General features: G+C 62.1%; 18 protein-coding genes. 9 read left to right on the forward strand and 9 right to left on the reverse strand.

The window, feature by feature from the left end; translation table 11 throughout:
* Positions 1-41 precede the first annotated feature (41 nt).
* The 6 genes from ntrB to AB7951_RS06500 all read left to right on the forward strand — a co-directional run bounded on the left by ntrB (position 42) and on the right by AB7951_RS06500 (position 6,700).
* On the forward strand, positions 42-935 hold the full coding sequence (gene ntrB, locus AB7951_RS06475) for a nitrate ABC transporter permease (RefSeq protein WP_093756668.1): 894 nt from the start codon (positions 42-44) through the stop codon (positions 933-935).
* 27 nt (positions 936-962) lie between these two features.
* Positions 963-1,757 (forward strand): ABC transporter ATP-binding protein, encoded by a 795-nt coding sequence (locus AB7951_RS06480; RefSeq protein ID WP_120291457.1) that lies wholly within the window; start codon positions 963-965, stop codon positions 1,755-1,757.
* Positions 1,758-1,831: 74 nt separating this feature from the next.
* Complete coding sequence (locus AB7951_RS06485) at positions 1,832-2,257, forward strand: globin family protein (RefSeq protein WP_089265244.1); 426 nt, start codon at positions 1,832-1,834, stop codon at positions 2,255-2,257.
* An 85-nt stretch (positions 2,258-2,342) separates the two neighbouring features.
* The gene (locus AB7951_RS06490; protein WP_120291455.1) at positions 2,343-2,768 is read left to right on the forward strand and encodes a globin family protein; all 426 of its coding nucleotides are present in this window, start codon (positions 2,343-2,345) and stop codon (positions 2,766-2,768) included.
* A gap of 9 nt (positions 2,769-2,777) precedes the next feature.
* Positions 2,778-3,995, forward strand: coding sequence for an FAD-dependent oxidoreductase (locus AB7951_RS06495; RefSeq protein ID WP_120291453.1), 1,218 nt, complete (start codon positions 2,778-2,780; stop codon positions 3,993-3,995).
* Positions 3,995-6,700, forward strand: a complete 2,706-nt coding sequence (locus AB7951_RS06500) for a nitrate reductase (protein ID WP_120291891.1) — start codon at positions 3,995-3,997, stop codon at positions 6,698-6,700. Before AB7951_RS06495 ends, AB7951_RS06500 begins: the two co-directional genes overlap by 1 nt.
* A gap of 4 nt (positions 6,701-6,704) precedes the next feature.
* Here AB7951_RS06500 and AB7951_RS06505 read toward each other — a convergent pair whose 3' ends face one another.
* The 9 genes from AB7951_RS06505 to AB7951_RS06545 form a co-directional block, all read right to left on the reverse strand.
* Positions 6,705-7,517 (reverse strand): carbohydrate ABC transporter permease, encoded by an 813-nt coding sequence (locus AB7951_RS06505; protein ID WP_172980293.1) that lies wholly within the window; start codon positions 7,515-7,517, stop codon positions 6,705-6,707.
* Positions 7,518-7,519: 2 nt separating this feature from the next.
* Positions 7,520-8,479 carry a carbohydrate ABC transporter permease gene (locus AB7951_RS06510; protein ID WP_439061824.1) on the reverse strand — a complete coding sequence of 320 codons (960 nt, stop codon included), beginning with the start codon at positions 8,477-8,479 and terminating at the stop codon, positions 7,520-7,522.
* Positions 8,476-9,798 (reverse strand): ABC transporter substrate-binding protein, encoded by a 1,323-nt coding sequence (locus AB7951_RS06515; protein ID WP_089265241.1) that lies wholly within the window; start codon positions 9,796-9,798, stop codon positions 8,476-8,478. The genes AB7951_RS06510 and AB7951_RS06515 overlap by 4 nt, the downstream gene beginning before the upstream one ends.
* Positions 9,799-9,970: 172 nt before the next feature.
* A complete protein-coding gene (locus AB7951_RS06520) occupies positions 9,971-10,756 on the reverse strand; it encodes an IclR family transcriptional regulator (RefSeq protein WP_120291451.1) in 786 nt (261 codons plus the stop codon).
* A 26-nt stretch (positions 10,757-10,782) separates the two neighbouring features.
* Positions 10,783-11,553 (reverse strand): glucose 1-dehydrogenase, encoded by a 771-nt coding sequence (locus tag AB7951_RS06525; protein WP_199712100.1) that lies wholly within the window; start codon positions 11,551-11,553, stop codon positions 10,783-10,785.
* A complete protein-coding gene (locus AB7951_RS06530; protein WP_120291449.1) occupies positions 11,550-13,277 on the reverse strand; it encodes an FAD-dependent oxidoreductase in 1,728 nt (575 codons plus the stop codon). Before AB7951_RS06530 ends, AB7951_RS06525 begins: the two co-directional genes overlap by 4 nt.
* 6 nt (positions 13,278-13,283) lie before the next feature.
* Positions 13,284-14,489: an ABC transporter substrate-binding protein gene (locus AB7951_RS06535; protein ID WP_120291447.1), complete on the reverse strand. Its 1,206-nt coding sequence runs from the start codon at positions 14,487-14,489 to the stop codon at positions 13,284-13,286.
* Between the two features lie 195 nt (positions 14,490-14,684).
* A complete protein-coding gene (locus AB7951_RS06540) occupies positions 14,685-15,608 on the reverse strand; it encodes a response regulator (RefSeq protein ID WP_089265236.1) in 924 nt (307 codons plus the stop codon).
* The gene (locus AB7951_RS06545; RefSeq protein ID WP_120291445.1) at positions 15,598-18,972 is read right to left on the reverse strand and encodes an ATP-binding protein; all 3,375 of its coding nucleotides are present in this window, start codon (positions 18,970-18,972) and stop codon (positions 15,598-15,600) included. Before AB7951_RS06545 ends, AB7951_RS06540 begins: the two co-directional genes overlap by 11 nt.
* Before the next feature lie 161 nt (positions 18,973-19,133).
* On the opposite strand from AB7951_RS06545, the gene urtA reads away from it, so the two are divergent.
* The 3 genes from urtA (at position 19,134) to urtC (ending at position 22,635) form a co-directional block, all read left to right on the forward strand.
* Positions 19,134-20,393, forward strand: coding sequence for an urea ABC transporter substrate-binding protein (gene urtA / locus AB7951_RS06550; protein ID WP_089265234.1), 1,260 nt, complete (start codon positions 19,134-19,136; stop codon positions 20,391-20,393).
* 133 nt (positions 20,394-20,526) lie between these two features.
* Positions 20,527-21,453 carry an urea ABC transporter permease subunit UrtB gene (urtB, locus tag AB7951_RS06555; RefSeq protein ID WP_089265233.1) on the forward strand — a complete coding sequence of 309 codons (927 nt, stop codon included), beginning with the start codon at positions 20,527-20,529 and terminating at the stop codon, positions 21,451-21,453.
* 36 nt (positions 21,454-21,489) lie between these two features.
* Positions 21,490-22,635, forward strand: coding sequence for an urea ABC transporter permease subunit UrtC (urtC, locus tag AB7951_RS06560; RefSeq protein WP_120291443.1), 1,146 nt, complete (start codon positions 21,490-21,492; stop codon positions 22,633-22,635).
* Position 22,636: the final 1 nt, after the last annotated feature.

Below are 22,636 nucleotides of genomic sequence, written 5' to 3' on the forward strand. Positions count from 1 at the left end.
TGGGACCGATGCGGACTAGCTGAAATGACGGAGACAGTGCGATGAACATGCAAGCTATCAAGACGGAGCCGGCAACGGCACTGGCGAAGCCGCCGGTGGCGAGCGTCGCACTGTCTCCCAAGCAGCCGGTAAGTTTCGACAGATACGCCAAGATGGCGAAAGAGACAGCGGCGCGGGTCATCCCGCCGCTGATCGTCGTCCTCCTGCTCGGTGTGATGTGGGAGCTCTTGTGCCGGCGCACCGGATCAACGCTCCCGCCGCCCTCTAAGGTCTACAAGGACACCAAGGAGCTGATCTTCGATCCGTTCTTCGACAATGGCGGTCTGGACAAGGGGCTGTTCTGGCATATCTCGGCCAGTCTCCTGCGCGTGGCCTACGGTTACTCGCTCGCTGCCGTCGTCGGCATCGCGCTTGGCACGCTGGTTGGCCAGTCGGTCTGGGCCATGCGTGGCCTCGATCCGATCTTCCAGGTGTTGCGTACCATTCCGCCGCTGGCCTGGCTGCCGCTGGCGCTCGCGGCCTTCCGGGATGGTCAGCCGTCGGCGATCTTCGTGATCTTCATCACCTCGATCTGGCCGATCATCATCAACACGGCTGTCGGTATCCGGAATATTCCGCAGGACTATCGCAACGTCGCCGCCGTGGTGCAGCTCAATCCGGTGGAATTTTTCTGGAAAGTCATGCTGCCGGCGGCTGCGCCCTATATTTTCACCGGTCTGCGCATTGGTATCGGCCTGTCATGGCTCGCAATCATCGCGGCTGAAATGCTGATTGGCGGCGTCGGCATCGGGTTCTTCATCTGGGACGCCTGGAATTCCTCGCATATGAGCGAGATCATCCTGGCGCTGTTCTATGTCGGCATCGTCGGCTTCGTGCTCGATCGCCTGATCGCCGCCCTCGGCAAGCTCGTCACCCACGGCACTTCAGTCAGCTAACATTTGGGTCAGCTAAGGAGAGATATCATGAAGGCATATCTGAAGCTCGACCACGTCGACAAGTTGTTCACCCGCGGTAAGGTCTCGTCCGAAGTATTGAAGGACATCAACCTCAGCCTCGGCAAGGGTGAGTATATCTCGATCATCGGCCATTCCGGTTGCGGCAAGTCGACGATGCTCAACATCATCGCCGGCCTGACGCGCGCAACGATGGGCGGCGTGATCCTTGAGGATCGCGAAGTCAATTCGCCCGGCCCCGATCGCGCCGTCGTGTTCCAGAACCACAGCCTGCTGCCGTGGCTGACGGTTTATCAGAACGTCCGTCTTGGCGTGGACAAGGTGTTTGCCAAGACAAAGTCCCGCGCTGAGCGCGACGAATGGACAATGCACAATCTCAATCTCGTGCAGATGACCCATGCCAAGGACAAGCGCCCCTCGGAAATCTCCGGCGGCATGAAGCAGCGCGTCGGCATTGCCCGTGCGCTCGCAATGGAGCCCAAGGTGCTGCTGCTCGACGAACCGTTCGGTGCGCTCGACGCGCTGACCCGCGCGCATTTGCAGGACTCGGTAATGGCGCTGCATCAGAAGCTCGGCAACACCATCGTCATGATCACCCATGACGTGGACGAAGCCGTGCTGCTGTCGGACCGCATCGTGATGATGACCAACGGACCATCGGCGACCATCGGCGAAGTCCTCGATGTGCCGCTCGCGCGACCGCGTCAGCGTCTCGAACTGGCGAGTAACCCGGTCTATCTCGACTGCCGCAAGCGCGTGCTCGAATTCCTGTATGAGCGCCACAAGTTCGTCGAGGCCGCGTAAGCATCTTGTTACCTCTTGACTTCCGAGGATAAACCGAATGAATGCGGCTCAGACTTTCCGGATAGCTGCAAATCATGAGTCGTTCGATAGGCCTGACGCGCGAAGAAATCATGCGCGTGCAATCCTCATTCGATCAGATGTGGCCGAACTCCTCGGTCATGGTGGATCTGTTTTATGCGCGGCTGTTCGAGACATTGCCGGAAACACGCCCGCTCTTTCGCGGCGACATGGCGCAGCTCAAGCACAAGTTCATCGCAACGCTTGCGGTGATCGTCGGCAGTCTCGACAACATCACAGGTCTGTTGTCGGTGATCGGCAAGCTCGCGAAAGACCACGTGCATTATGGCGTGGAAGCCGCGCACTACGAGTCTGTCGGCGAGGCGCTGTTCTGGAGTCTGGGGCAGGGGCTTGGCGAGCGCTGGACGCCCGAGGTCGAAGCCTCGTGGCACAAGGTCTACAATTTCCTGGCGGCGCGCATGATTTCTGCGGCCTATCACTAGAACCACATCGCATTTTATCGCGCGCTGAACATTTGCTCACGCGGCGCGACACACAAGCTCACCTTCCACTGCAAGGAGAGTTAGCATGAATGCGTCCGACGTCGCTCTGGTTCAGGATAGTTTCAAGAAAGTCGCGCCGATTTCCGATGTGGCTGCGGAATTGTTCTACGGCCGCCTCTTCGAGGTTGCCCCGCAAGTGAAGCCGATGTTTCGCGGCGACATGAAGGAGCAGGGTCGCAAATTGATGGCGACGCTTGGCGTCGTCGTCACCGGACTGACGCGACTCGAAACTGTATTGCCTGCAGCGAGCGCGCTCGCCAAGCAGCACGTGGCCTACGGCGTAAAGGCCGAACATTATCCGATCGTCGGCGGTGCGCTGCTGTGGACCCTGGAGAAGGGCCTCGGCGACGCATGGACGCCCGAACTCGCCGCAGCCTGGACCGCAGCCTATGGCACGCTGTCCGGCTACATGATTTCTGAAGCCTACGGCACAGCGCAGGCGGCCGAGTAAGGATATGACGTGAGCGAGCCGCTGGTCATCATTGGTAACGGAATGGCAGCGGCTCGGCTCGTGGACGAGCTGGCGAAATGCGCGCTCGGTCGATACGCCATCGCCGTCATCGGAGACGAACCACGGCTCGCCTACAATCGCGTCTTGCTGTCGTCGGTATTGGCGGGTGAGGCGACATCCCAGGAGATCGAGCTGAAGCCTGCTGCCTGGTGGCGCGACCGCGGCGTCACGCTGAAATACGGCGCAACGGCGACTGCCATCGATATGGCCGCGCGCGAGGTTACAACATCGACCGGCAAGCGTGTGCCGTTCTCAAAGCTGGTCATCGCCACCGGTTCATCTGCACTGCGGCTGCCGGTGCCCGGTGGTGATCTCAAGGGCGTGCATGTGTTCCGCGACAGCCGCGACGTGGACCTGCTGCTCGAACTCGCCGCGCAGAAGAAGCGTGTCGTCGTGGTCGGTGGCGGCCTGCTTGGTCTCGAAGCTGCCTATGGTCTCGCCAAGGCGGGCGCCGACGTCACACTGATCCATCTGATGGACCGGCTGATGGAACGTCAGCTGGATGCACCTGCAGCGAACCTCCTGAAGACGCTGGTCGAGCGCAAGGGCGTCAGGATTTTGCTCAATGCCAATACGGCGCGTATTCATGGCAGCGATTGTGTCGAGAGCGTCGAACTGGCCGATGGCCGCACGCTTGATGCTGATGCGGTGATCTTTGCGGCCGGCATTCGGCCCAATACATCGCTTGCCAGGGAAGCGGAAATCCCGGTCAATCGCGGCATTGTCGTCAACGACCAGATGGCAACCGGTACCGACGACGTCTTCGCACTCGGCGAATGCGCCGAGCATCGCGGAACCTGCTATGGCCTCGTCGAGCCCGCCTATGAGCAGGCCAGGGTGTTGGCGCGCCATCTCGCGGGCAAGGCCGCTGCCTATACGGGCAGCGTGCTCTCTACCAATCTCAAGGTCTCCGGCGTCAGCGTGTTCTCCGCTGGAGATTTCATGGCGGGCGAAGGCAGCGAGACGCTGCTGCTCAATGATGTTCGCCGCGGCACCTATAAGAAGCTGGTGATCGCAGATGGCGCGCTCACTGGTGCCGTGCTGGTCGGCGATACGCAGGATGCGCTGTGGTATCTCGAATTGATCCGCAGCGGCGCTGATATTTCCGATATCCGCGCCGAGATGATGTTCGGCCGCGCACTCGCCGTCCGCGCGGAGGCGGCGTGATGAACGCGGTCGATCCGCATCTGCACGCCACGCGCACCACATGCCCTTACTGCGGCGTCGGTTGCGGCGTGCTGGCGACGCCGGACGGCAACGGCGGCGCAGCGATTGCGGGTGATCCTGCGCATCCCGCCAATCTCGGGCGGCTCTGCTCGAAGGGATCGGCGCTCGGCGAAACGCTGAGCCTCGACGAGCGCCTGCTGCATCCGATGATGCGGGGCGACGATGGCGAGATGGTGCAGGTCGCCTGGGGCGATGCGCTGGATCATGTCGCCGAGGGATTTCGGAAGGTCGTCGCCGAACATGGGCGCGGTGCCGTAGCGTTTTATCTTTCCGGCCAATTGCTGACCGAGGATTACTACGTCGCCAACAAGCTGATGAAGGGCTTTCTCGGCAGCGCCAATGTCGATACCAATTCGCGGCTCTGCATGGCCTCATCCGTGGCTGGCCACAGGCGTGCGTTTGGCGCCGATACGGTGCCGGGGTGCTACGAGGATCTCGACCAGGCAGATCTGCTGGTGCTGGTCGGCTCCAATGCCGCCTGGTGCCATCCGGTGCTGTATCAGCGCATGCTGGCCAACAAGCAGACGCGGGGCGCGCGGATCGTCGTGATCGACCCGCGCCGCACCGACACGGTTGGCGATGACGATCTGTTTCTCGGCCTGAAGCCCGGCACTGATACCGCGTTGTTCAGCGGGCTGTTCGCCTATCTTGCCGATAACGGGGCGCTCGATCGCAGCTATATTGATGAGCATACGTCAGGCTTTGACGACGCGCTGGCGCGGGCCAGAACCATCGCTGGCAGTGTGGCGGCGACAGCAAAGGCGACCGGACTCGACGAGATCGATGTCGCGACCTTCTTCCAGATGTTCAAGGCGACGCCGCGCGTGGTCACGCTGTATTCGCAGGGCGTCAACCAGTCGGCGCAGGGCACCGACAAGGTCAATGCGATCCTCAACTGCCATCTGGCCACCGGCCGCATCGGTAAGACCGGCGCGTCGCCGTTCTCGCTGACCGGCCAGCCGAATGCCATGGGCGGCCGCGAGGTCGGCGGCCTCGCCAACCAGCTCGCAGCCCATATGGGCTTCACGCCTGTCGATATCGACCGTGTGCGCCGGTTCTGGAAGGCACCGCATATCGCCACCCATGAAGGCCTCAAGGCCGTGCAGATGTTCGAAGCCATCGGCCGTGGCGAGATCAAGGCGTTGTGGGTGATGGGTACCAATCCCGCGGTGTCGCTCCCGGATGCCGATGCCGTGCGGGCGGCGCTGAGCAAGCTCGATCTATTCGTGGTGTCGGAGAATGTGCGCTCCAATGATACCGTGAATGCCGGTGCGCATGTGCTGCTGCCCGCGCTGGCTTGGGGCGAAAAGTCCGGCACGGTGACGAATTCCGAACGCCGCGTGTCGCGGCAGCGCTCGTTTCTGCGCGCGCCTGGCGAGGCACGGCCGGACTGGTGGGCGCTGAGCGAAGTCGCCAAGCGCCTGGATTATGGTGCGTCATTTGCCTACACATCGGCTGCCGAGATTTTTCGCGAGCACGCCGCCCTTTCGGCCTTCGAGAACAACGGCAATCGCGATTTCGATATCGGCGGGTTGATGAAAGTCTCGGATGAGGCCTTCGACACCATGGCCCCGGTGCAATGGCCGGTGCGTCAGGGCACGACGAAGCCGCAGGCGCGCTTCTTCGCCGACGGCCAATTCTACGCCAATGACCGGCGCGCGCGTTTCATCGCGCCGGAGGCGCCGGAGCTGCGCACGCAGGTGTCGATCGAGCGGCCGCTGCGTTTGAACACTGGCCGCGTTCGCGATCAGTGGCACACGATGACGCGTACGGGCCTCAGCCCGCGGCTCGGCCAGCATATTCCGGAGCCCTTTGTCGAGATCCATCCGGACGATGCCGCGCAGTTCGGGATCGTCGATGGTGGCCATGCGCGGCTGACGACCGACTATGGCGAATGCGTGCTGAAAGTCATTGTCAGCGAACGCCAGCAGCGCGGCATGCTGTTCGCGCCGATCCACTGGAACGACGAGACCGCAGGATTCGCGCGTGTCGGTGGACTTGTCGCGCCGATCACCGATCCATTCTCCGGTCAGCCCGAGAACAAGGCGACGCCGGTGGCGATTGCACCTGCGGTGTTTGCACAGCGTGGTTTCGTGCTCTCGCGTAGTCCGCTGGAGATGCCGTTCGGCGTGCAATGGGCGCGCGTCGCAGTCACGGGCGGCGTCGGCTATCTGCTCTCGGACAATACCGATGTCGAGACCTGGCAGAACTGGCTGAAGCCGTTGCTGGGCGATGATGCCGCTGAATACGAAGACGCGGGCCAAGGTGTGTATCGCGCGGTGTCGTTCAAGGATGACGGGATCGAGATCTGTCTGTTCATCGGCCCGACGGAAGGGGCGCTCTCCTGGGATGCCGTGAAGGAATTGTTCGCGGCCGAGGCCGTGAGCGACGACCAGCGCCGTACGCTGCTCTCCGGAAAGTCCGCAGATGGTGCTGCGAGTGCAGGACCCATCGTCTGTGCCTGCTTCGGCGTCGGCCGCAACACGATCTGCGATGCCATCGCAGCCGGTGCGGGGACGGCAGCGGAGATCGGCGCGAAGCTCAAGGCCGGCACCAATTGCGGCTCGTGCATACCGGAGCTCAAGCGCCTGATTGCCGCGAGCGAAACTGCGCCCGATGAGCAGCGCAAGGTTGCTGCAAGTTAACTCGTCACTTCACCGCGCCCGCGGTCAGTCCCGCCACAATCTGCCTTTGTGCAAACATCGTCAGCAGCAGCACCGGCAACGTCACGATCAGGGCGGCCGCCGCCAGCGGCCCCCAGCTCAACTGATCGAACGAGATCATGTTGTAGACCGCGACCGGCAGTGTCCGCGTTTCCCGTCCCGCCAGTACGATGCCGAACACGAAATTGTTCCAGGAGAAGATCACCGAGAGGATGAAGGCAACGGCGATGCCGGAGCGCGCGATCGGCAGCGCGACGTGACGGAACACCTGCCAGCGGGTGGCACCGTCGATGATGGCGGATTCCTCGAGCTCCATCGGCGTCGTCTCGAAATAGCCGATCATGATCCAGATCACGATCGGCACGGTGACCACGAGGTGGATGATGATCTGCGGCCACAGCGTGCCGAGCAAGCCAAGCCACTGGAACAGCAGGAATAGCGGGATCAAATAGGACAGGCCGGGCGTGATGCGCGCGATCAGGATCACGATGGCCGATTTGCGCGCGCGCATGCGCGCGATGCCGTAACCGGCAGGCACGCCGATGATGAGAGCGAACAAGGTCGCCGAGCCGGTGACGATCAGCGTGTTGAAGAAATAGGTCATGAATCGCTTCGATTCGATGACGGCAGCGTAATTGCCCCAATTGATGCGGTCGGGGATGAAGACCGGCGGATAGGAGGCGTTGTCGATCTCGAATTTCAGCGATAGCGACAGCATCCAGAGGAAGAACAGCACCGCCGGCGAGACGATGACGATGAAGGCGAAGGTCAGGCCGAGTTTGTTGAGAAAGTCCCGCATGATCAGGCGCTGCCTCCGGCTTCGTTCCAGTGGGTGCGCTGACGCAGATGCAAGAGCGCGCCGGCGAGCGCGACGATGAGCGCGAAGAACACCACCACGATCGCGGAGGCGTAGCCGACGTCGTAATAGACGAAGGCGACGCTGTAGAGATACAGGTTGATGGTTTCCGAGGCGCTGCCGGGGCCGCCTTGCGTAATGGCGAAGATGATGTCGAAGCTCTTCACGGCGTCGATCATGCGGATCATCGCCGCAATGAACAGGAACGGCATGATCATCGGCAGCGAGATGTAGCGGAAGGTCTGCCACGGGGTCGCGCCGTCGATCTGCGCGCTTTCATAGGGCTCGGTCGGAATGGCGCTGAGGCCGCCGAGCACGATCAGCATGACCAGCGGCGTCCATTGCCACGTCTCCACCAGCACCAGCGACGGGATCGCGGTGGCGGGATGGAACACCCAGAGCGATGGCGGCAGGCCGAACAGCGACAGCAGATAGTTCAGCACGCCGAGCTGCGGGTGGAACATCATCGTCCACACCAGGGCGATGGCGACCGGTGTCGCCATCATCGGCAGGATGAAGAGCCCGCGGAAGAAGCCGCGCAGCGGAAACTTGTTGTTGAAGATCACTGCCGCCAATGTGCCGAGGATCAGCGGCAGCGCGACTGACAGCGCCGTGTAGACCAGGGTGTGCCCCACGGATTCCACGAAACGCGCATCGCTTGGCAGCCTGAGATAATTGGCGAAGCCGACGAAGGTCGGCGCTTGGCCGACCTTCCATTCGTGCAGGCTCATCCAGATCGTATAGACCCACGGGAAGATGATGACCGCCATGACGACGATCATCGCTGGGATCACGAACGGCCAATAGGAAATTGGCCGCCACTCGTTCTTTCCGGCCGTTGCCGTTTCGGCCGCGACCGTTGCGGTCGTTTTGGCGACTGCCTTTCCCGCTGTCAGTTCGCTCACGATTTTTCGCTGCGCTCCAGGATTGGCCGGAACTGTTCGTGGGCTTTCTTCAGCTCGGTAGCCGGATCTGCGCCTGCCAGGGTCGCGGTGACGGCGGCACCGACAAGATCGCGGAATTCGGCGACGGGTACGATGACCGGCAGGCCGAGCTTGCTGATCTTGGCCGAGGCGATCACCGAATCCAGCCACTCCTGGTTCTTGACGCCCTTGCGCACCGTCTCGTCATTGAGGATCGAGTTGCGGAACGGCACGCCGCCGCCGCTCTGCAACAGCCGGGCGCCCATGGTCTTCGACACCGCCCATTGGCAATAGAGATAGGCGGCTTCCTTCTTGGTACTGGTCTTGGCGATGCCGATGCCGTCGCCATAGGCGGCGGAAAATTGCCCCTTCGGCCCGGCGGGCACGACGGTGTAGCCGATCTTGCCGACCACGCGCGACGCATTGGGATCCTCGATCGGCGGCGCCCAGCCGACGCCGTCGATCCACATGGCTGCGCGGCCCTGTGTCAGCGACGCCATCGACTCCATCCAGTTGAAGCCGGCGACGCCGGGAGGTGCTGTTTTGGTGAGAAGGCGCTGATACATCTTGGTCGCTTCGATTGCCTCGGGCCCATCGGTCAGAATATTGCCCTTGGCATCGAGGAATTCGCCGCCATAGTTGAGGAAGAAGTTGGTCCACAGCGTCATGTTGGCGTTGCGGAGGCCACGCCCAGTGAAACCGTAGATGCCGTTGGCGGGATCGTTGAGCTTCTCGGCAGCCGCTGCCATCTCATCCATGGTCTTCGGAACTGCGACGCCCTTCTTCGCGAACATCTCCTTGTTGTAGTACAGGATGAAATAGTCCACCGACCACGGCAGCGAGTGCATCTCGCCCTTGTCGTTCTGGGCGAATTGCAGGCCGCCGGCGGAGAAGTCTTCCACTTTCAGGTCCGGCGCGGTCAGGTTCGGATCCTTCATGAAGCCGGTGAGATCGGCGAGCCAGCCGGCCTTTTCGAACTGGCGCTTCTGGACGTGGTAGCTGACATGCACGACGTCGAAGCTGGGCTTGCCGGAGGTGAGCTCGATCACGGCCTTCTGGCGCTGCTGCTGCTCCGGGATCACTTCGGACTCGACCTTGATGCCGGTCAGTTCCGTGAATTCGGAGGCGTATTTCTGCAGCAGTTCGCCGCGCGGACCCTTGATCAGATTGGCTTCAATCGTGGTGCCTGCATACTTCTTCCAGGCGGGATCGGCGAAAGCTGGAATGCCGGTGAGGCCAAGCGCGCTGGTGGCGAGCGCCCCCTGCACAAAGGCACGACGTGTCGGGCCGTAAAGAGCCATGTGTCATCCTCCCTCGAGCCGCCTTGACCGGCGGTGATTTTATGGTCGCTCCCCGTGGACCGGAGATGCGCCTGAGGGATCGTAACACGATGGACTGGGGCGACAAGGCCACGCGTCGGGTTGTCAGACAACTTTGCACGCTGCACGCATCTTACGCAGATTGCTGCGCTGCTCAGTCCTTGACGTCGCGGCCGAGCCGACGCGAGATCGCATTGGTGCAATCGAGCAGGGCGCTGGCGATTGGGCTGTTCCAGTTGACGTCGAACGTCCCGACCGCGCCCATGGCGGTCACGGCTAGGACCACCGCGCCGCTATGATCGAACACCGGTGCGGAGAAGGCATTGACGCCGCGCAAGGGCTCGCCGACGGCGCGGGCCAGCCCGCGCGTGCGAATGTCAGCGAGGATCTTGTCGATGGCCGGGCCTTTTATCTTCCGGTTCGGGTCGTAGCCGATCGACAGCCGATCGAGATCCTCGGTGAGCGCGGCATTGATGGTTGCAGGTGGCATGAATGCTGCGAATATCCGCCCTGTCGCAGTCTCGAGCAGCGATACCGTGGAGCCCACGCGCATGGCGATGTGCACGGGATGACTGGGCTCCTCCATGCGCACCACGGTCGGTCCATGGGTACCCCAGATCGCCAGCGAGACGGCGTGGTCGATGGTGCCGGCCAATGCCGTGATGGCCGGCGTTGCCACGCGGACGGCCGACAGGCGACGCAGCGTCACAATGCCGAGTTCGAGGGCGAGCGCACCGAATTCATAGCGACCGGTGGAGGGGTCCTGCTCGATCAGGCCGATGCGGGAGAAACTGGCAAGATAGGGATGCGCCTTGGCTGGTGACATTCCGGCCTCGCGCGCCAGATCCCGCAGCATCATCGGTTCACCATTGCGCACCAGCGCTTGCAGCAATTCACCACCGACCTCGATCGATTGTATGCCGCGACTCTCTTTAGCCATGCTTGCCCCAAACCAGTGCCGCGACACTACACGGCCAGGAAGCCTCCATCCACTGGCAAGGTGACGCCCGTGACATAGGACGCCATGGGGGAGGCAAGGAAGACGACGGGGCCGATCAGCTCATCGGGTTGGCCGACGCGGCCCAGCGGCGTGCGGCCGAGGAAGCCCGCCAATCGTGCGGGATCGTTGCGTGTCGCTTCGGTCATGGCCGTCTCGATCACGCCGGGCGCAATGGCGTTGACGCGCACGCCGTCTTTGGCGACTTCGCGCGCCAGCGCTTGCGTCAGCAGCTTCACGCCGCCCTTGGACGGCGAATAGCCGAGCGTATCGGCGACCCCGACGAAAGAGGCGATGGAGGCAAGATTGATCACGCTGCCACGCCGGGCGCGTAAGGCCGGCAGGAAGGCATGGGTGACGTTAAACACGCCGTTGAGATTGACGTCGAGTACGCGCCGCCAGTTCTCAACCGCGTGCTCGGAGTCGATGCCCTCGCGAATGATGATGCCGGCATTATTGATCAGGATCGAAATGTCGCCGGCACTCGCTTTGACGGTCTGTGCAAGCTCTCGGCAGGCATCGACGTCCGTGACGTCGAGATGGTGATGCCACGATCGCCGCCCTGTGGCCGCAATATCGTTGGTCGTCCGCGCAACACCGTCGCGGTCGATGTCGGTGACAACGACATCGGCGCCATGTGCAGCCAGACCCAGCGCAATCGCACGACCGTTGCCAGCGGCAGCACCCGTTACAAGCGCCAATTGACCCTTCAGCAGATCGGGTGCGAAGCTGGTCATCATGCTGCCTTTACCGGCGTGCCGGCGAGATGGCGGCCGGCGATATAGCCGAAGGTGAGCGCGGGGCCGAGCGTGATACCCGCGCCGGGGTAGTTGCCGCCCATGATGCTCGCCATGTCATTGCCGGCCGCATAGAGGCCGTTGATGACCTGACCGCCGGCATCGAGCGCGCGTGCCTGCGCATCGGTCCTGATGCCGGCATAGGTGCCGAGATCGCCGATCACCATCTTGATGGCATAGAACGGCCCTTGTTCGATGGGTGCAACGCAGGGGTTCGGCCCATGGTTGGCATCGCCCTGATAGCGGTTATAGGCGCGTGAGCCCTTGCCATAGGCGGGATCGCGGCCTTCGGCGGCAGTGTTGTTGAATTGCGCGACAGTGGTGACAAAGCCGCCGGCGTCGATGCCGGCCTTGCCCGCGAGTTCCTCGAGCGTATTACCTTTGATGAGATAACCGGAATTCAGATACTGGCCGATCGGCATCGGGAATGGCGGCACGGCGCCGAGCCCGTATTGCCGCAGCGCGCGATGATCGCAGACGAGCCAGGCCGCGATCTCCTCGCCGGGCTTCGCTGCCTTCATCATCTGCTGAACGAAGGCGTGGTAGGAGTTTCCTTCATTGGCGAAACGGGCGCCATCGCGCATCACGGCGATTACGCCGGGTTTGGCGCGATCGATGAAGTGCGGCATCACGCCCTTGCTGCCATCCTTGCGGTGGGTGACCGACACGGGGACCCAGGCAGCGGCATTCGGTAATGAATCCTCGACATGGGCGCCCACGGACTCGGCAAGACGAAGACCGTCGCCGGTATTGCCGGTCGGGCCGGGCGAATAGTGCTCTCGGCCGGTCGGCGCATGCGGAAACATCGCCTTGCGCCTTTCGATGTCGTGCGGGAAGCCGCCGCATGCGAGCACTACGCCGCGGCGTGCGAAGATGCGGATGCGCTTGCCGTTGCGTTCGATGATCGCGCCGCGGACCGCGCCGTTCTCGATGATCAGTTCACGCACCGGGGACGACAGCCACAGCGGAATCTTGAGGTCGAAGGCCGATTTGGCGAGCCGGCCGGCGAGGGCGTTGCCGTTGGTCAATGTCATGCCGCGGCCATAGCGCAGCACGTTCAGGAAATGCTTCGACAGCCGCTTGGCCACATAGACCGCCGAGGTCAGTGACTTTGTCGCGCGCATGAAGTGGATGATGTCCTTGCCGGAGCCAAGCATGATGCCGAACACCGTCAGTTCGGGCAGCGGCGCACCGATATCCTTGATGTGGTCGCCGAGTTCGCGTCCGTCGAACGGCCGGGCCACCATGGAGCGGCCACCCTGCTTGCCGCCGGGCGCCTCCGCATCGTAATCGGGAAAGGTCAGCGGCATGTCGAAGCGCACCGCCGTCTTGCTGGTGAAGAAGTCGATGGCTTCGGGCCCTGCGGCGAGAAACGCATCGACACGCGCGGCGTCATAGCTGTTGCCAGCCTCATGACGCAGATAGGTGCGCGCCTCATCAGGACCTTCATTGATGCCCCAGGCGCGCGCCAGTGACGTGCCGGGAATCCACAGCCAGCCGCCGGAACGCGCGGTCGTGCCACCAAACCGCGGCTCCTTTTCGACGATCAGAACATCGAGCCCGCTATGCTTGGCGGTGATCGCCGCCGACATGCCGGAGCAGCCGGAGCCGGCGACCAGCACGTCGCATTCGTAGAGCTCGATATTCGCTTTGGGATCAATAGCCATGAGACCTTACTTCTTCAGCAATGGGCATTTCGATTCAGAGATGGGCCGGAAGGCGTCATCGCCCTTCACGGTCTTGATGATGTCGAGATAGTCCCAAGGCTCTTTGGATTCCGACGGCTTCTTCACGCGGGCCAGATACATGTCGCGAATGACGCGGCCGTCTTCGCGCAGCTTGCCGCCATGCACGAAGGTGTCCTCGATCGGCAGCTCGCGCATCTTGGTCATTACCTTGGCCGGATCGTCGGTGCCGGCAGCCTTGATGGCCTGGAGATAGTGCAGCACCGAGCCATAGACGCCGGTCTGGATCATGGTCGGCATCACCTTGGTGCGTTCGAAGAATTTCTTCGACCATGCGCGCGTCTTGTCATCCATGTTCCAGTAGGACGCGGTGGTGAGGTAGGTGCCTTGGGCCGCCTCCAGTCCGATTGCGTGAACGTCGGTGTCGAACATCAACAGGCCGACCAGTTTCTGGCCACCCTTGACGAGGCCGAATTCACCGGATTGCTTGATCGAATTGTCAGTGTCCTGGCCGGCATTGGCGAAGGCGACGACTTCAGCCTTCGAGTTCTGCGCCTGCAGCGCGAAGGACGAGAAGTCGGCGGTATTGGTCGGATGGCGAACGCCGCCCAGCACCGTGCCGCCACTCGCTTTGATGAAGCGCGTCGCGTCCTGTTCAAGCTGATTGCCGAAGGCGTAGTCGGCCGTGATGAAGAACCATGACTTTCCACCGCCGGCGACCACAGCAGAGGCCGTCACCTTCGCAAGCGCATAGGTGTCGTAGGTGAAGTGGACCGTGTTGGGGCTGCACAGCTCATCCGTGAGCGTGCTTGCGCCGGGGCCAGACAGCAGCGCGATCTTGTTGCGGTCCTTCGCCAGATTATGAACCGCGATGGCGATGGCGGAGTTCGGGATATCGACCACGGCATCGACCTTGCCGGCATCAAACCAGTTGCGCGCGATCTGGATGCCGACGTCAGACTTCATCTGATGATCGGCGCTGATGATCTCGATCGGTTTCCCGAGAACGGTCGGGCCGAATTCGTCGAGCGCCATCTTCGCGGCTTCGACGGAGCCGGGGCCGCTGTTGTCGCGCCCCCAGCTTGAGAGATCGGTGAGAACGCCGATGCGAACGACGTCGTCGGAGACCTGAGCGGAGGCGGTGGATGTCCAAAGCGTGAGCGCGGCTGCGCACACCAGGAACTGGCGTGTCATGTGTTTCTCTCCCCAATGCGGCCTCGTGTCGGGCCATTCGTTCTCTGTTTTTCAATAATTAGATATTGGCGAAAAGGTTTGTCAATAGCGAATTCTCGCGTGGAAAGGTGCGAGCACGCGCCGCGATGCCGCGCGTGCGGTGCAGTATCAGACTGATCGAAGCAGCGGTCGAACTACGCGACGATCACGTCGCGGCTATTGCCGTCTGTGGCTCGCATTCACCGCAATTGCCGCAGCCGCGGTACGGTTCTCGACGCCAAGTTTGGCGTAGATCTGCTCGAGATGCTTGTCGACGGTGCGCGGTGAGAGGCCGAGTATCTGCGCGATATCGCGGTTGCTCTTGCCCTTGCTGAGCCAGGACAGCACTTCGCCCTCGCGGCCGGTGAGGCCAAGCTCCTTGCTGAATTCGGCGGGAGCAGTCGGCGCGTTTTCCTTGGCGAGCCGCAGCAGGAATTCGTCGGAACCGACTTTCCCCATATATTGCAGACGCAGCAGCTCGTTGCTCGGAAAGCCCGATGACGGTGCCGGTTTGGCGCCCGGCCGCTGCATTTGCTCAAGCCACTGCATCATGACCGGTGGCAGCAGCAATTCATCATTGGGGGCGGCGATCAGGTGATCGCTGAGCAATTTCTGCGCCTGCGGTGTGGCCCACAGGATATTGCCCTTGTTGCTCACGGCAAGGAGGAAGCGCCCGGAGACATCGAGCGCGGTGCGCGCACTCTGCGTCAGCCGCGCATTGGCGAGATGCACGCGGATACGCGCCAGCATTTCCTCGATGATGATCGGCTTCGTGACGTAATCGACGCCGCCGGCCTCAAGTCCGCGCACGATGTGTTCGGTCTCGGACAGCCCGGTCATGAAAATCACGGGCACGTCGCCAAGGCCCGCGTCGCGCTTCAGCCGGCGACAGGTTTCGAAGCCGTCGATTCCCGGCATGACGGCATCCAGCAGGATGATGTCCGGCGTGATCTGTTCGACGATGCGCATCGCTGCAGCGCCGTCCATGGCCACCATCACGGTCATGCCGGCGCCGTCCAAGGCATCAGTCAGCAGCCGCAATGTTTCCGGTGAGTCATCGACCACCAGCGCGACGTCGCGTTTTTTTGATTCAGTGGTCATAGGTGTACAGCGTCTTCAAAGTGGCCATGTATTGATCGAGGTCGAAGCGATCGATCAGCGAGCGCATCTGCGCGACGAAGTCGGCATGTTCGGGGTGTTCATTGCCGATCTCGTCGAGCTTCAACTGGATGGCGCGAATGTGCCCCATCTGCCCGAGGCTAATGAGTTCCTCTACATGATGCACGGGCGGCCGGGCGCCGCTATTCGGCGTCCATTGCGGCAGCGGAGCCACTTCGTCGCGTTCGTATTGCCATTCGATCTTCAGGAGCTGGCCGATCTGTTCCAGCAGCCGCGGCAGTTCGATCGGCTTCATGAGGTAGCCGTCATGGAATGGCTGGGCGAGCGGCGTGCCATGGGCTTCCAGCGCGCTGGCCGAGACCATCAGGATACGCGCCTGATGATGGCCCGACGACCGTAGCCTTTCGGCGACGGTCCAGCCGTCCATGCCGGCCATGGAAATATCCAGCAGGAACAGATCGGGCCGGCAGTGCTGGGCGAGGCTGAGGCAGGCCTGGCCATCGGGCGCGCTCAGAAGAATGAAGCCCAGCGGCGTCAGCACCTGACGCAAGAGGTCGCGCTGCGTCGGATCGTCGTCGGTGACCAGAATGGTCTTTCTGATACCGTGATAGCCATAGATCGGCGCGTCCACCGGCGCGATACGCGTCGGGTTGGTCACTTCGGACAACAGCATCTTGACGCGGAACGTGCTGCCGGTGCCGACCTCGCTGCTAACGCGGATATCGCCGCCCATCACACCCGCAAGCAGTTTCGAGATCGTGAGACCCAGGCCGGTGCCCGTATGCGGCTGCGCCGCGCCGAGCGCGCCACGCTCAAACGGCGCGAAGATGCGTTCGAGATCATCCGGCCGGATGCCCGGGCCAGTGTCGATGATCTCGAATTCGGCGACCGGGCTGCGATAATGGATCACGAACTGCACGCTGCCTTGTTGGGTGAATTTGATAGCGTTGGAGAGCAGGTTGATCAGGATCTGCCGCAATCGCTTCTCGTCGGCATAAACCACGGTCGGCAGGATGTTCGGCCGCCGGAACACGAAGTCGATGCCCTTGGCCGCGGCCTGCAGCCGGAACATGCCGACGAGCTGATCGAGGAAATCGGTGAGACGGACTTCGTCGCGCGAGAGATACAGGCGCCCCGCCTCGATCTTTGAAATATCCAGAATGCCGTCGATCAGGCCGGAGAGATGGTCGGCGCTGCGCTTGACGACGCGAACCTGATCCCGCGGGCGCGTCTGCAGGCTCTCGTCCTGCTCCAGGAGCTGCGCATAGCCGCTGATCGCATTCAGCGGCGATCGCAGCTCGTGGCTCAGGCCCACTACATAACGGCTCTTGGCGAGGTTGGCGGATTCCGCGACCTCCTTGGCGCGCTGCAGTTCTGCATCGGTGCGCTTGTGCGCGTCGATTTCCTGCATCAGCAAAGTAGTCTGCCGCTTGGTTTCGGCTTCCGCCGCGCGACGGCTTTGCTTGGCCAGCACGAATAGCCATGCCACCACGCCGATGATGATCGCCAGCGCGAAGAACACTTTCCACAGCACTTCCGAGACCTGCGCACTGTCTCCCGGCGATGCGGCGGAGGTTTGCAGATAGATCAGTCCGAGCGTCAGGCCGACGAGACCGGCAGCGATCATGAACACGCCAAGATAATGGCCGAGCTGCGAATTGAGCCGGGCCAGGATCGGCTCTGGCAGCAATTTGCCGAACGTCGCCGACATCTGTGCGTCGATCCGCGCATGAGGCTTGCAGAGATCGTGGCAACGCGCATCGAGCGAGCAGCACAGTGAGCAGATCGGGCCGGCATAGGCCGGGCAGTGGGCCATGTCCTCGGGCTCGAACGAATGTTCGCAGATACAGCACTGGATCGCTGCCATGTTCTGCCAGGCGCGCTTCGGCTTGCGGGCGATGTAATATTTTCCGCCGGTCGCGAAGGCGATGATGGGGGCGGTCACAAGCGCGGTAAGCAAGGCTACGAACGGCGACAGTGCCTTGGCTGTGGGGCCGAACAGGCCGTAGAAGGCGCTGACCGACATTACGGTGGCGGCCAGCATGGCGCCGACGCCGACCGGGTTGATGTCGTAGAGATGTGCGCGCTTGAATTCCATCTGCTGCGGACGCAGCCCGAGCGGCTTGTTGATGACGAGATCGGCGACCAGCGCGCCGACCCATGCAATCGCAACGTTCGAGTACAGCGCCAGCGTCTGCTCCAGCGCCTTGTAGACGCCGATTTCCATCAGTAGCAGCGCGACCAGCACATTGAACACCAGCCAGACGACGCGGCCGGGATGGCTGTGGGTGAGGCGCGAGAAGAAGTTCGACCAGGCGATCGAGCCCGCATAGGCGTTGGTGACATTGATCTTGAGCTGCGACAGGATCACGAAGGTTCCTGTCAAAGCGAGCGCCAGATCAGGCTGCGACAGCACATAGCGAAACGCTTCGAGATACATATGGGCGGGCTCGGCGGCGTGCTCGGCCGAAACGCCGTGGGTCAGTGCGAAATAGGCGAGGAACGAGCCAGCCAGCAGCTTGATCGCGCCGACAATGATCCAGCCCGGGCCCGCGCACAGCAGCGCCACCCACCAGCTCGCACGCGAGCTGCGGCGGTCGCGCGGCAGGAAGCGCAGGAAGTCGACCTGTTCGCCGATCTGCGCGACCAGCGAGAATACGACCGAAGCGGCCGTGCCAAACAGCAGGAGATCGAGATGACCGGCGGCGCTGCCGTGGTCGCCCGGAAATTTGGTCCAGGCCACGAAGGAGTCACGGCTGGCATAGGCGATGGCCGCGAAAGGCAGCAGGTTGAGCACCAGCCAGATCGGCTGGGTCCAGAGCTGAAAACGGCTGATTAGCGTGATGCCATGGGTCACCAGCGGGATGATGACCACGGCCGATATCAGGTAGCCGATGGGGCGTGGAATATCGAAACACATCTCCAGCGCCGAGGCGAGAATGACCGCCTCGATGGCGAAGAAGATGAAGGTGAAAGACGCATAGATCAGCGAGGTAACAGTCGAGCCGATATAGCCGAAACCGGCACCGCGGGTGAGGAGATCGATATCAATGCCGCATTTTGCGGCATAATACGCGATCGGCAATCCGCAGCAGAAGATGATGACGCTGACCACCAGGATCGCTGCCGTGGCGTTGGTCATGCCGTAATTGATGGTGATGGTGCCGCCGATGGCCTCGAGGGCGAGAAACGAGATGGCGCCCAATGCCGTGTTGGCGACCCGCGCGGCGGACCAGCGCCTGGCGCTCTTCGCCGTGAAGCGGAGTGCGTAATCCTCCAGGGTCTGGTTGGCGACCCATTGATTGTACTGGCGTCTCACGCGGTCGATACGCTGCCGCCCTGCCACTACTCCGCTCCTGACCCTGTCAAACTACGCATGTTTGCGTGATGCAAAAACCTACGTCGGCATTTTGCGGTGCAGTATACGCGATCTCGCGTATCCGTGCACCGCACAAGTTCAGCAATGCTTGCCTCACCAATAGGCGTACTCGAACCAGTGGGGTTGAAATGTCAGACGAGAAGAAACCGGGCTTGCACTCGCCATTGCGGCGTAAACTGCTGATGGGCATGGCGGCTTTGCCGGCAATGTCGCTGCTTCCGCGCACATCTTTTGCGCAGGCGCCGGCTACTTCGGCCATCAATACCACCGGCCTTGCGGTTACCGATACGGAAGTCACCGTCGGCATTCTGCATTCCGTCACCGGCACCATGGCCATCTCGGAAACCGGCTCGGTGCAGGCTGAAAAGCTCGCCATCGACCAGATCAACGCCATGGGCGGCGTGCTCGGCCGCAAGATCAAGTTCATCCAGGAAGACGGTGCCTCGGACTGGCCGACCTTCGCTGAAAAGGCCAAGAAGCTGCTGGTCAACGACAAGGTCGCCGCCATCATGGGCTGCTGGACCTCGGCCTCCCGCAAGGCCGTGCTACCGGTCATGGAGCAGTACAACGGCATGCTGTACTACCCGACCTTTTATGAAGGTCTCGAGCAGTCCAAGAACGTGATCTATACCGGTCAGGAAGCTACCCAGCAGATCCTCGCCGGCCTCGACTGGGTCTCCAAGACCAAGAACGGCAAGAGCTTCTATCTGATCGGCTCGGACTATATCTGGCCGCGCACGTCGATGAAGATCGCCCGCAAGCACATCGAGGGCAAGCTCGGCGGCAAGGTGTCGGGCGAAGAATACTTCCCGCTCGGCCACACCCAGTTCAACTCGGTGATCAACAAGATCAAGCTGACCAAGCCGGACGTGATCTATGCCGCGGTCGTCGGCGGCTCCAACGTCGCCTTCTACAAGCAGCTCAAGGCGGCCGGCATCGACCTGTCGAAGCAGACCATGCTGACCATTTCGGTCACCGAGGACGAGATCGACGGCATCGGTGGTGAAAACATCGCGGGCGCCTATGCCTGTATGAAGTACTTCCAGTCGCTCGATAATCCGAACAACAAGGAATTTGTCGCCGCCTTCAAGAAGATGTGGGGCGAGAAGACCGTGATCGGCGACGTGACGCAGGCCGCCTATCTCGGCCCGTGGCTCTGGAAAATGACGGTCGAAAAGGCCGGCTCCTTCGATATCGACAAGATCGCACCTGCGTCTGCCGGTATCGAATTCACCAAGGCGCCGGAAGGCTACGTCAAGGTCCATCCGAACCACCATCTGTGGTCCAAGGCCCGCGTCGGCCAGGCCCAGCTCGATGGCCAGTTCAAGGTCGTCTACGAGACGCCCGAACTGATCGAGCCGGATCCGTTCCCCAAGGGCTACCAGTAAGCCTTCCTCCTCAAGCGCGGAGCGTGCCTCCGCGCAGCTTCTCCCTGGCGCGGACGACCTATCCGCGCACGACAACCCCGCGTCGCGTCTCATCGCGCGGCGCGGGACCCTTTCCCTGACGGAGGACGGATCGATGTTCGGCGACTATTCGATTGGCGACCTTGGCGCCATCTTTGCAATGCAGGGCTTTGCCGGCCTGATCCTGTTCTCGGTCTATGTGCTGATGGCACTCGGCCTCGCAATCATCTTCGGGCAGATGGGCGTCATCAACATGGCGCATGGCGAATTCATGATCCTCGGCGCCTACGTTACCTGGCTGACGTCGAGTTTCTTCCAGTCGCACCTGCCGTCACTGTTCTCCGGCTACTTCTTTGTCGCCATGATCCTCGCCTTCATCGCCTCCGGTGCGCTGGGGATGTTAGTCGAATGGGGGCTGATACGGCATCTCTACAAGCGCCCGCTCGATACGTTGCTGGCGACCTGGGGTCTCAGCCTGATCCTGCAGCAGGCCTATCGTTCGGTGTTCGGTGCGCGCGAAGTCGGTGTCGAACTGCCGCAATGGATGATGGGTTCCAAGCAGGTCACCGATACGATCGAAGTGCCGATCAACGGCATCTTCGTGATGGTGTTGACGCTGGGGATCACCATGGTGGTCGCCTACATCATGTACAAGTCGCGCTGGGGTCGTCAGGTTCGCGCCGTGGTGCAGAACCGTGTGATGGCTGGCGCCGTCGGCATCAATACCGAGAAGGTCGACCGCTACACCTTCGGCCTCGGCTGCGGTATCGCGGGGATCGCGGGCTCCGCCTTCACCATGATCGGTTCGACCGGCCCGACCTCCGGCCAGCTCTACATCGTCGACACGTTCCTCGTCGTGGTGTTCGGCGGCGCGGCCAGCCTGTTCGGCACCATTGCCTCGGCCTTCACAATCTCCCAGGCGCAGTCGACCATGGAGTTCTTCATGTCCGGCTCGATGGCCAAAGTGCTGACGCTGCTCACCATCGTCGCGATCCTGATGATCCGGCCGCAGGGCCTGTTCGCCCTCAAGGTCCGCAAGTAAGCGCGTGTAGTACAGACAGAGCAGGGCAATCATCACATGATCAATTCACGCTTCTTCAACCGCTCGGAGCTTCTCGGTTTCCTGTCGCTGCTGCTGCTGCTCGCGGTGATCCTGCCGCTGTTTCTCGATGTGTTTCGTCTCAACCTCGTCGCCAAATATCTGACCTATGCCTTCGTCGCCTTGGGCCTTGTGATGTGCTGGGGTTATGGCGGCATCCTAAGCCTCGGGCAGGGCGTGTTCTTCGGCCTTGGCGGCTACTGCATGGCGATGTTCCTGAAGCTGGAAGCCTCCAGCGTCGCCAACACTAAGATCCAGTCGACCCCCGGCATTCCGGATTTCATGGACTGGAACCAGATCACGGCGCTGCCAATGTTCTGGAAGCCGTTTCACTCGCTGACGCTGACCATCATCGCCATCCTCGTGGTACCGACGCTGCTGGCCTTCATCATCGGCGCGGCGATGTTCAAGCGGCGCGTCGGCGGCGTCTATTTCGCCATCATCACCCAGGCCATCGCGGCGATCGCAACCATCCTGATCATCGGCCAGCAGGGCTATACCGGCGGCATCAACGGCATGACCGACCTGCGCACGCTGAACGGATGGGATATCCGTACCGATCACGCCAAGGTCATCCTCTACTTCTTCGAAGTCTTCGTGCTGTTCGCCTGCATCATCACCGCGCAGTTCATCCGGCTGACCAAGCTCGGCCGCATCCTGGTGGCGATGCGCGAACAGGAGGACCGCGTCCGCTTCTCCGGTTACAGCGTCGCCAACTTCAAGATCTTCGCCTTCTGTGCCGCGGCGATGTTCGCGGCGATCGGCGGCGCCATGTTCACGCTGCAGATCGGCTTCATGTCGCCCTCTTTTGTTGGCATCGTACCGTCCATCGAGATGGTGATCTACACGGCCGTGGGTGGCCGCATGTCCATCTTCGGCGCGGTCTACGGCACGCTCTTGGTGAACTACGCCAAGACGATGCTGTCGGAATCCTTCCCCGAGCTCTGGCTGTTCGGCCTCGGCGGCTTGTTCATCGCCGTGGTGCTGTTCTTCCCCAATGGCCTGTCCGGCATCTGGCGCGATCACGTGGCGCGCCACATCGATCGCCTGATCGCCATGCGCTCGTCTAAATCCAAGAAGGCTTGGGCCATCAAATCCGCCGCCGACGGCGCGCCGGCCGAGTAAG

The sequence above is a fragment of the Tardiphaga sp. 285_C5_N1_2 genome (genome assembly GCF_052076065.1).
GTDB classification, from domain to species: Bacteria; Pseudomonadota; Alphaproteobacteria; order Rhizobiales; family Xanthobacteraceae; genus Tardiphaga; species Tardiphaga robiniae.